Source organism: Candidatus Eisenbacteria bacterium (assembly GCA_016867495.1).
In the GTDB taxonomy this organism is placed as follows: domain Bacteria; phylum Eisenbacteria; class RBG-16-71-46; order CAIMUX01; family VGJL01; genus VGJL01.
In genome coordinates this window covers 1-10455 of the sequence record VGJL01000090.1, presented here as the reverse complement: position 1 = coordinate 10455, position 10455 = coordinate 1, and the positions used below count along the sequence as shown (strand labels likewise).

8 protein-coding genes are annotated in these 10455 nt (G+C 62.3%); all 8 read left to right on the top strand.

Translation table 11 applies throughout. The features are described from left to right. The first annotated feature begins 430 nt into the window (after positions 1–430). Positions 431–1840 (top strand): hypothetical protein, encoded by a 1410-nt coding sequence (locus FJY88_08980; GenBank protein ID MBM3287466.1) that lies wholly within the window; start codon positions 431–433, stop codon positions 1838–1840. A 369-nt stretch (positions 1841–2209) separates the two neighbouring features. Continuing rightward, complete coding sequence (locus FJY88_08975) at positions 2210–2467, top strand: hypothetical protein (GenBank protein MBM3287465.1); 258 nt, start codon at positions 2210–2212, stop codon at positions 2465–2467. 65 nt (positions 2468–2532) lie between these two features. Beyond that, positions 2533–2832: a hypothetical protein gene (locus FJY88_08970; protein ID MBM3287464.1), complete on the top strand. Its 300-nt coding sequence runs from the start codon at positions 2533–2535 to the stop codon at positions 2830–2832. Then, complete coding sequence (locus FJY88_08965) at positions 2829–3704, top strand: hypothetical protein (protein MBM3287463.1); 876 nt, start codon at positions 2829–2831, stop codon at positions 3702–3704. Before FJY88_08970 ends, FJY88_08965 begins: the two co-directional genes overlap by 4 nt. 467 nt (positions 3705–4171) lie before the next feature. Beyond that, positions 4172–7063, top strand: a complete 2892-nt coding sequence (locus FJY88_08960) for a hypothetical protein (GenBank protein ID MBM3287462.1) — start codon at positions 4172–4174, stop codon at positions 7061–7063. 542 nt (positions 7064–7605) lie between these two features. After that, complete coding sequence (locus FJY88_08955; protein ID MBM3287461.1) at positions 7606–7947, top strand: hypothetical protein; 342 nt, start codon at positions 7606–7608, stop codon at positions 7945–7947. Between the two features lie 114 nt (positions 7948–8061). Continuing rightward, the gene (locus tag FJY88_08950; protein ID MBM3287460.1) at positions 8062–9237 is read left to right on the top strand and encodes a T9SS type A sorting domain-containing protein; all 1176 of its coding nucleotides are present in this window, start codon (positions 8062–8064) and stop codon (positions 9235–9237) included. Between the two features lie 273 nt (positions 9238–9510). Beyond that, positions 9511–10455 (top strand): hypothetical protein (locus FJY88_08945; protein MBM3287459.1); only part of this gene is annotated, 945 nt, incomplete at its 3' end.

The window sequence follows — 10455 nt, the reverse complement described above, 5'->3', positions numbered from 1 at the left end:
CTCTACCACGTGAAGCGCAAGGACCACCGGCATCCCCTCTCGTGCAAGACCGGCAAGAAACACCTGATCTGCCCGATCCTCACGGCGCGTCAGGTGGGGTGGGCGCACGAGCTGATCACGGAGGTGAGCGAGGCGACGGGGGTGCCGCCAACGGCGACGGACCGGATTCGGATCGAGCAGATCGTGCGGCTGCGATCCCGCCTGTGGCAGATCGAGAACTTTCTCAAGGTCGTGGGTCTTTTGGATCTCAAGCAAGGGGAGATGCGCAACGTGGCGGAGCGTCTGACCACGGTCGAGAACGCGTTGTCGCGCTCGGTCGGTGAGTTCCGCCAGGCGATTGCGGAGCGGCGTGTGGGGAAGCCGACGGCCCCGACGCTTTCCGAGTACTTGGCCGTGAAGGCGGAAGAGGCGAAGGAACCGGAGGGCGGGGATGGCGCGGACGGTTGACATCATCGCGGCGATTCGCGACCCGAATATTCTGGGGGATGTGTTGTCGCCTGCGCAGGAGGCGGGGCTTCGGACGCTTTATGGTCGAACGATTCCGCGGGAGCAGGAGTCGATCGTCCGTCGGTGCACGGGTCATCCGCCGAGGAACCCGAGGGAGCATCGCGAGGCGGCGTTCATCTGCGGGCGCCGTTCGGGGAAGAGCGACAAGATCGCGGCGAACGTGGCGATCTACGAAGCCTTCTTCCGGCAGCACAAGCTCTCGGCGGGCGAGCGCGGGATCGTCTTGCTCCTTGCGCAGAACATGCGTCAGGCGCAAGTGGTGCGCGGGTACATCGAGGGGAAGATCACGCGCAGCCCCATCCTCTCCCGCCATGTGGAGTCCGTGCGCTCCCATGAGATCGATCTCGACAACCGGATTACGATCGGGATCTACCCTGCGAGCTTTCGGTCGATCCGTGGGCTCTCGGTGGTGGCGTGCATCTGTGACGAGATCGCCTTCTGGTGGACGGAGGACGGCTACGCGAATCCCGATGTGGAAGTGCTCCGTGCCGTGCGTCCGGCGATGGCGACCTTCCCGAACGCGAAGCTCGTGCTGGCCTCGTCGCCCTACGCGATGAACGGAGTCCTATGGGACATGTGGACCCGTCGCAAGAAGGACCGTGAGGTCCTCGTGTGGCACGCGCCGACCGGTCTGATGAACCCGACGGTCCCGAGGCGCTTCCTCGAGAACGAGAAGAGGCGGGATCCCGAGACGTACCGGCGCGAGTACGGGGCGGAGTTCGCCGAAGCGGTGAGCGCGTACATCCCGGCGGAGGCGATCGCCGCATGCGTGGTGGAGGGGCGAACGTCGGTCCTCCCGCAGCCGCGCGTCCACAGCTACGAGGCGGCCATCGACGCGGCGTTCAAAGGCGATCGTTTCACATTCGCCGTCGCGCACAAGGAGTCGCGCGAGAACAAGTTGGTCGTGGACTACCTCGCGGGCTGGGAGGGAACTCGGCAGCAGCCGGTGCGTCTCGGCCAGGTGATCCCGGAGATCCGCGCGACGCTGGACCGGTATGGGACGCGACGGGTGTACGGGGACCAGTTCGGCGCGGAGCCTTTGAAGCACGCGTTTCAGGAGGCGGGAATCGAGTTCGAGGAGGTGCCGTTCACGCTGCAGTCGAAAGCGGACCTCTACGCGAACCTTCGCTCGCACATCGTGGAGAGGCGGATCGAGTTGTTGGATCACAAGGAGAGCCTTCGGGAGCTGCGCGGTCTGGAGGTGGAGCTTCTCCCCGGCGGTCGTCCGCGCATCGGGCATGCGAACCGAAGCGGAGCGCACGACGACTACGCGGCGGCGATCGCCCTGGCCGTGGGGAAGTGCCTGACGGTCCAGTATGCGGGGGTGTGGTGACGGTGCAGTGGCGTGAGGGTGCCGGTCTGGTCGGGCCGTTCCCCGGGTCACGGTCCCCCGCCAGGATCGATTCTGCGCTCGAGAATGCGCCGATTATCCGTGCATCTGGAAACGAACGCGAGAGGGGTGGTACCGGAGGCCTACCCCGAAGGAGATCAGTCCGAATTGCACGCGCGGGAGCGACACTTGTGGAGAAACACGGAGTTGGGGGTCACGGGTCCCCGCCAGAATCGATTCTGTCTCGAAAAGTCGCACTCTAGAGTGCGAATCCTGAGCGATCGTGAGGAGGGTGGTACCGGAAGCCTACCCGATAGGAGTTAGCCCGAAATTCGCACCCTAGAGTGCGAAAAACGAGAGGGGGTCTATGGGGTGGATTGGGATGTGGAAGCGGCGGGTCGAGCGATCCTAGATGGCATCCCGGAGCGTCTTCGGGAGCGGTACCGGCGTCGGGCGATGGAAGCGCCGACGAGCTATCGGGCGGCGGTGTTCTTGAAATGTCTGCAGTGCAGCGAGTGGGAGTACAAGGAGGCGCAGCGGTGTCGACAGGTGCTCTGCCCGCTGTGGGAGTTTCGGGCGAAGGTGTTCCGGCCGTACCGGGGGAAGGCGAAGCTGCGGGTCGTGAAGTAGGTCCGATTCGACTTGCTGTTTCTGCGAGTTGAAGCGTTCATGTGTGATGAAAGGAGGGCCCACGCATGGGTGCAAGAAGCGGTCCTGATCTGGAAGAAGCTCTGCCCCGCTTTCTGCTTCGCTGCGAGCACGATGTGGCCCGCCGGGCCTACCGGGCGGCGGTGACGCGGTTCTGGAGGTGGGCGGACCGGTTGGAGCCGGGCGTTTTGGAGCGCTACGCCGACCACCTGCGGGCTCGGGGTTTTTCGGAGTCGATGGTGCGCTGGCAGCTGGTGGTGTTGGGCGAGTTCTTGGAGTACGCCCGCGAGCGGGGGCTCGTCGCGGCCGATGAGGCCGGGCCGTTTCCGGGGGGAGGTTCCCGATGAGCGCGGGGGGAAGCGTCGATCTTCAGAAGGCTCTGCCCCTCTTCCTTCTTCGCTGCGATGCCGAGAGCACGCGGGTGGCGTACGAGCGCGAGGTCGTGCGATTTCTCGCCTGGCTCGATGTCCCGGCGGTGGGCTGCGTCGAGCGCTACGTGGCCCACATGCGCGGGCTCGGCCTGTCGCCCACGACGGTGCGCTGGCGGGCGACGGTGGCGGCGAAGTACCTGCGCAGCGCCCACGACCAGGGGATCCTGACCGACGACCCCACACGGGGCTTCCGTGCGCCGAAGGGGACGAGCGGGTTCGCGCCGCGCATCCTGTCGGCGAGTGACCTGCGAAAGCTGCTCCGGGCGCCCGACCGGCGGTCGCATCGCGGCAAGCGAGACCTGGCAATCCTCGTGTGCCTCGGCGTCGGCGGGCTACGCGCGGGCGAGGTGTGCGCGCTCTCCCACGGCGATGTGGAGTCCACGAGCCACCGAGTCGTCCTGCGCGTGAACGGTAAAGGCCGAAAGGTCCGGCTCGTGCCCCTCTCGGGTCCCGCGGCCGACGCGATACGGGCCTACCGGCGCGATGCTGTGGACGGGCGACCGCCCGTGGATGCGCCGTTCTTCACGTCGTTGCGCGAACGCCCGAAGCGCCTCACCGTCCCATCTGTGGACTACATCCTGCGCCGATGCTGCGAAGCCGCCGGGCTCGCGCGCATCAACGCGCACGCCCTGCGCCACACCGCGGCGTCGATGGCGATCGAAGGCGGGATGCCCCTGCACCGCGTGCGCGACCTACTCGGCCACAGCTCCGTCCTCGTGACCTCGCGCTACCTCCACGTGGCGGGCTCCGACGGGCCGGGGACCGTCAGCGCGGCAGGGATGCTGTAGGAACCGTATCTCCTTACGGATCAAGCTCCACCGCGCCCGAAGGAACCCTGGGGAGGCGGCAAGAGCAGGGGACGCTGAGGGTTTCGCCGACGCCCGAGCCCTCACCTTTCTCCTGGTCGCGAACATTCGGATGTGATAAACTTCCGACAGCTTCGGCATCTTGCCGCACATCAGTCAAGACAGAGTCAGCGACTCTCGCCAAGGGGGTCTGCGCCGTATGCCACAAGCCAACCACGAAGGGACTGATCGTCGCCCGCCTTCACGCGGGGGAGTATGGGGCGGTGAGGAAGATGGTGCTGTTGAAATGAGACGGCGAGGTAGCCGTGTGAGGGAAAACCTCACGCACGGTTCGATGAGGGAATCCTGGAAACCGAGCCGATAGGCCGCGGCGCCTGGGTCTTACTCTACAGCGAACTCCAAGGAGGTTTCCATTGAGCCGCAGGAGATTCCGTTGTCGATCGGGGCGGATGATTCGTCGTGGAGCCGTCTCCTGGGTCCTCGCCTGCATGATGGCTTCGCTCACAACCACAATCGGCTTCGCCGGTGATCCCCCTCCTCCCCCAGAGGTATCCTTCATCGTCTCGCCCCCCGGAGGGCGGGCTCCGTTGGGCGTCGGGATATCCGCCACCATCGAAGGTGAGGTGTCCTACTTTTGGTTTGAATTGGGCGATGGGTCTCCTCCCGTCTACAATGACTTGAGCTTTGGTCATACCTACACTTGTCCCGACACGTACGTCATTACCCTCACCGCTGTTGGACCTGGCGGAACCAGCTCCGTCGATCATTCGGTCACCGCAACCCGCCCCACCTTTTCTCTAACAACCCTCTACTACGGTGGCGATCCGCGCGCGCCTGCAAAGGCCCGCTGCCGGACCAATGACGACATAAGGCGCTCCCAGATCGACTGGGCCATTGCCGACTGGGGCGACGGCAGCCCGCCCACGGTGTTCACCTGGGTCGATCTGGCTCAAGGGTACTACGGCACACCCTGGCACCAGTACGAGTGTTCCGGAGCGTATACGATCACGGTCACGAATCACTACGAGGACGAATACCACAACTGTGAAGAATCGGCATCGACTTCCGCGACACTCACGCGGCCCATCTTCTCGCTGGAGCCCTTCTACAGCGGCGGCATCACGGTTGCGCCGCGTAACGTCCTTGCCTGCACGCCTGACGAAGTCGCCATGTCTCCCAGTGCAGTTGACTCGGCGGTTGTCGATTGGGGAGATGGAAGCCCTGTGGAGGAGTTCACCTGGACCTATGGGCCCTACACAGGTTGGAGGCGAACTCCTTGGCACTTCTACGTGTGCCCCGGATCATACACTGTCACCGTCACGAATTACTACGAGGACGACCACAACAACAGCTGCGAGGAGTCGGCATCGACCGTCGCCACTCTCACGCCGCCCGACTTCCAGCTGGACGTTGTCTACAGGAATGGCAACACGACCGCCCCTGCAGATGTCCGTGGTTGGACGGACGCCTCCCACCCCTACCACCACGCTGACTGGTCACGTGTCGACTGGGGAGATGGTAGCCCCCCCGAATACTTCACCTGGTGGTTCGGTCCAGGATGTAGCGGATGTGCGTGGCACTACTTCACGCCCTGGCACACCTACGTATGCCCCGGAGACTATTCGATCACCATCACGAATCACTACGGGGGAGATGCTCCGGGGTGTGAGGACTTGGCGCAGGCTGCGGCGAACATAGGAGGAGATCCTGCAGCAGCGTTCTCCTTCGAGTACGTTCCCCCTGAGGAGATGGGCTCACCAGTTGTTCGTTTTTTCGATACCTCATCCGGGAATCCAAACTCGTGGCTCTGGGATTTCGGCGACGGAACCACGAGCATCGAGCAACACCCGACGCACGCTTTCCCGGGGGGCTGTATCGACGAGTACGGTGTGGTTCTTGAGGTTTGGAGCGAGGGAGCGGGGGAATGTAGGGACAGTGAAAGCCAGATAGTCGGCGTATCATGCACTGCAACCTATCCGCGGCCGAAAGCGCTCGTCGTGAGCGGTTATGACCCTGTGGGGCAGCTTGACGAAAAGCTGTTCTGGTCGATGTGGAATCTCATAGGACGTGGCTGGGAGACCGTACCGATTTCAGAGGCAACAAGGGCGGAGGTCTGCGCGGCGCTTGCCGATCCATCGGTGCGGGGGCTCTACATTAACGGGCATGGGGCCTACAATTGCCCATCCGGCCCCGGATGCATGGTGTTGTCCGACGGTGCAGGCGGAAAAGATTATGTGTACCCAGCAGATATTGGACCTTGCCTGGGAGGAAGACGCCTCGATTTCGTTACGGTTATTGGCTGCGATCAGGATTGGAGTCAGTGGCTGGAGCCTCTGAATGTGCCGCCTCTCCACCTGGCCATGGCGGCGCGGCGGCTTCCTGATGGTAGCGTTCTCACACTGGTGGAGAACGCATTTGCTAGGGATGGTCACGGCAACTCGTGGCCTCTGTGCTACGGCGGGACCCCTTGTCCGACGAAGGATGCGCCCCGGGCCAAGATGGAACCCGCCGAGCATGAGCGCACAGATCAGGGTTGTTATTCGTTTGAGGTGTGCGATTCATCCGGCTGTGGCAGTGATCTCTTTCCCGTCTGGTCTTGCGGAGACAGTGTGGGTCTTCCATCGTCAGGACAGTTCGGGATCTGGGCGCTAGACGGGTCCTTTTCTGTAACTGTATTTCTTCCCGTTGAATATGATGATACTGTTGCGTGCGCGGCAACGTATCTTGCCTCGGTTCCGGATCCACTGAGGTATCCCCTCGGGACGGCGATTGGCCGCTTCTTGTGCTTTGCGGATGCTGAGGTCGACACGACCGTTGAGCCGGATAGCCTGGTGGTCCGGATGAGGTATGAGGAAGACGATCTGGAGCGTGCTGGAATCGCGGATGAGTCGGGGCTCAGGGTGTGCTGGCTTGCAGGGGATGCGTCGGATTTCTCCACGATAAACGGCGTGCTCGACACCGTTGGCAACAATGTTACGTTCTCTGTGTCTGGGTGGGGGCTTGCTGGGATCTATGACCTGGGAGGAATCACGAACGTCAGGGAAGATGAGGGAGTTGCGGTCTCGCTCGAAGAGGTGTTGGAGGTTCACCCGAATCCCATTGCGGGGGGGACGGCCGTGAGGTTCTCGCTGGCCGAAACGGTTGTGGTTCGGCTCGGAGTATTTGATTGTAGCGGAAGGATGGTCCGAGCATTGGAAGATGCCGTGCGGGGTCCCGGTGCGCACGAGGTATCGTGGGACGGGAAGGACGACGCTGGACGCTCCGTCCCCTCGGGCACCTACTTCGCCCGCCTCCACGCGGGGGAGTATGTCGCCGTGCGAAAGATGGTCTTGCTCCGATAGCGCCGTTGGACGAGAGGCGCACCGCCCGCCCCACGCGGGGGAGTATGGGGCCCTGAGGAAGATGGTGCTTTTGAAATGAGCGCTTCTGGCGGCGTCTCCTCCCCACGAGCCGAGTCTGTGGGAGCGCGCGCGAGGGAACGGGGCGCCGCGCTGGCCTGAGGCTGGATCCCTTTGAGGGAGAAGCTGGGATGAGTCGTATGTCGATGCTCCTGCTCGCAATCGGCATTCTGCTTCTTCGCTCGCCATCCACGCGAGCTGATCAACTTATTGGATCGATGTCGGGTGTAGCCGTCACACCGCCTCCGGTCCAGACAAGCGATGTCTTCTTCTCGCCGACGCCCCAGTTCTCTATCTGGATTAGCGATCCGAATGAAACGGCACCATGTATCTTCGGACACGACTTCGCGGATTCGGTCCCGTGCGAGGAACATCACGTTGTCGCCTCATGCTTGGTAAATGGGGTGGGGGTACCATACGCGTGGCACGCTGAGGGATGGACATGGGGAAGTGGTTGGTGTCACGAAGTATATTCGTGGCGCGGGGTGGTTGTTGATCTCGGTGCTCCGGGGTATTTCATCATAGACCGTCTCGCCAATAACAGCCTTGGGACGGGTGTGGGGAAGGTAGGTATCTCCCCGTGGCAGATCTGGACCGTCGGCGAGGTCCCCCCGCCCTTCGAGATTCTCTCCGCCATCTTCGACGACGACGTCTACCAGAACGGGGTCGATACGGCGCACCTCATGGTGGTGACGAAGAGTAACTGGCATGAGGGGAGCGTGGACCTGACGGCAGAGGTCACGTCTAATCTCGGGGACCAGTTCGTTGTGGGAACGGACAATATCTCCATGACACCTGAGGGGGAGTACGTTACGCAGCTGGCGTGACCGGTTCCGGTATGTCCGCATCCCTGGGAGTTTGACCTCCGCATTACACTGACCGAGACGGCTAAGTTCGCGAAACAGGGCGGCCGGTCACCGGTAATTCGGGTCTTCCCGGACATGTTTAGCGGGGCCATCTTGTCGGAAGCAGAGATCCTGGCCTACCAGGCAGAGCTAGACCCGTGCCTGCCGGATGAGCTGGATTGTGCGGTGAGTTTCGCTGCGCTGACCCCGAATCTCTTCGTCGAGACCGCGAGCAACTGGGTGTCATACATGGACTTCGTATGTGAGGCGCAAGAGGCGTGGGCGAGGGAGGACTACAACAAGGCGACGTCTGCCTTCGGTGGCGCACTGCTCATGGCAGTGGACCTCATTGCCGGAGCGTTGGTCGGGCCTGGGACCGTCTTGGATCTCGTCATATCGGTGGGTGTTGCTTCGAAGGAGTGCGCCGAGGTGGTTGGAAACCTGGCCGAAGGTAAGCGTGGGGAAGGAGAGCTTGATTCGCTGGCAGCCGGTGTGAAAGCGGTTTTTGATAGCATAGGCTCTGAGTATTCCAACCAAGTCTTTGTAGAGGGACCGGGCCACATTCGGATTGCGTCCGGGGGGGGCGCTACAACGATAGACTCCTTGGGTCACGCGGAGAGCCTGGTGTTCAGGTTCGACGCCAGGGAGACAGAGTGGGGAAGGGTTGGACCGAACCCCTATGTTCTGGGAGACACGACCGCGAACGAGCACGCGGCGTTGGATGTGGAGTTTCACGCGGACTCGGCAGGCACACTCTCCGTGGTTGTGCTTCATAAGACGGCTGTGGGGGATAGCGTGTTGTGGTTGGGGTACACCTCCGTCGAGGTGAACTCGTTGAGTGCCCTGCGTCTGGCCGTGGCTGACACATTGGAGTATCCGTACGGGTTTGGCCTAGAGGTCGACTTCGACGGCGATGGTCTTGTGGACGAGGTCCGGTATCCAAATGGTGAGAGCGTGGTCACTGCGGTCGGCGCGACTGAAGCGAGTGGAGTGCCCTGCGGGCTGCGGGTGGTCTCGAGGCCGAATCCCTTCAACCCGATAACGGAAATCCAGTACTCGGTCCCCGCCGACGGTCGGGTGCATCTGGCGATCTACGACGTGGCGGGGGCGCTTGTCGCGACACTGGTTGATGCGCGAGTCTCTGCTGGCGACCACGTGGCCGTGTGGAGCGGGCGTGACGTCGCAGGTGCCGATGCTCCCTCCGGCCTCTACTTCGCCCGCCTGCGCGCGGGGGAGTATGTGGCGGTGAGGAAGATGGTGCTGCTCAAATGAAACGCACGCGTGTGAGGGAAAACCTCACGCACGGTTCGAGGAGGGGACGCTGGAAACGGGATCACGGACCTCTCTACGCGGGCACGAAGGGGGGAACCCCGGATACAGACAAGGGAGAAGCCTGATGGGTCACCGCGCCTGGGTTCTATCTGCGCTTGCCGAGGCGGTAGTCGGTAGCCCCTCAAAGGACCCGTGGCAGTGATTGCAGAGCAGGACCCAGTCGCCCCCGAGCCCCCACCCTGCGACACGTTCACGAGAAAACAGAGGTGTTGTATGTTCGTGCCCCAGGCTGATGCGGCCACAACTCCCCGCCCCCTGGCCGTCGTGTTGGCCATGGTCTTCCTGGCCAGTTGCTCCTGTTTCGTTGTCACAAACTCGGTATCTGTGCCAAGCCCCGTTGGAGCCAAGGACATCGTCGTTGCGGCAAGCACAGTCATGGCCAAGCATAACTACAAAGTAGAGAAAGCAGACTCGGTCCTGGGTATTGTTCAGGGTTACCACTACGGAGACAGATTCGATCCGCAGCACCCGTCAGTCCTTGTGCGCCCAGAATGCAAACGCTACTATTTCACGTATGAGCGAGGCAACGTCCTGATTCGCGCAGAGCTTGAAGACCGAACCGGTCAGGTTCGCAGGATTGACCCTGACAGCCTGTTTGTGAAGGAACTCGTTACGTGTCTGGAGGAACAGCGCATCCGCAGTTTGTACGATCCTTCTGCCTACAGTATCGAATGGAAGTCGCTCACCTGTGATCCTCTGAATGACGCTGGGCAAAGCGGCGAATTGAAATGCTCTCGCCTCTCTGGGGTCATCCGGACGGGAGGCCAGCGGATTGGGGTAGTGGTGGGCGATGGTCGGGTCTTCGGGGTAGGCGACTTGATCCCGCTCAGGGCAGAGTGGTCGAGATCCGGGCCTCTGGCATGCGAGTTTACCATCTACATTCCGAGTCAAAACATCCGGGACCTTGGACAAGAGGAAGGGGAGAAAGACGGGCTTCCAATCGGTCCTCCCGATCCGGGTAGCTTGAAGACGTACGATGCGAATGAAGTCGATCTGGCGAGGCGATTTGCGATTGCCAATCGGCTGATCAAGGAGGAGGAAGAAAAGAAGAAGGCTGCTATTGAGGGAAGGGTTTGGGCTCACCGCGTCGAAGGGGCGAGTGAGGTATATGTGTCAGTCGCTGACACGGTCGGGGGGAAGGAAGAGAGAATTTTGAGG

What these genes read in the sequence shown, in the direction of transcription:
- FJY88_08980 (MBM3287466.1), top strand. Translation starts at nt 431, where the DNA reads ATGGCGCGGACGGTTGACATCATCGCGGCGATTCGCGACCCGAATATT.
- FJY88_08970 (MBM3287464.1), top strand. Translation starts at nt 2,533, where the DNA reads ATGGGTGCAAGAAGCGGTCCTGATCTGGAAGAAGCTCTGCCCCGCTTT.
- FJY88_08965 (MBM3287463.1), top strand. Translation starts at nt 2,829, where the DNA reads ATGAGCGCGGGGGGAAGCGTCGATCTTCAGAAGGCTCTGCCCCTCTTC.
- FJY88_08960 (MBM3287462.1), top strand. Translation starts at nt 4,172, where the DNA reads ATGATTCGTCGTGGAGCCGTCTCCTGGGTCCTCGCCTGCATGATGGCT.
- FJY88_08950 (MBM3287460.1), top strand. Translation starts at nt 8,062, where the DNA reads ATGTTTAGCGGGGCCATCTTGTCGGAAGCAGAGATCCTGGCCTACCAG.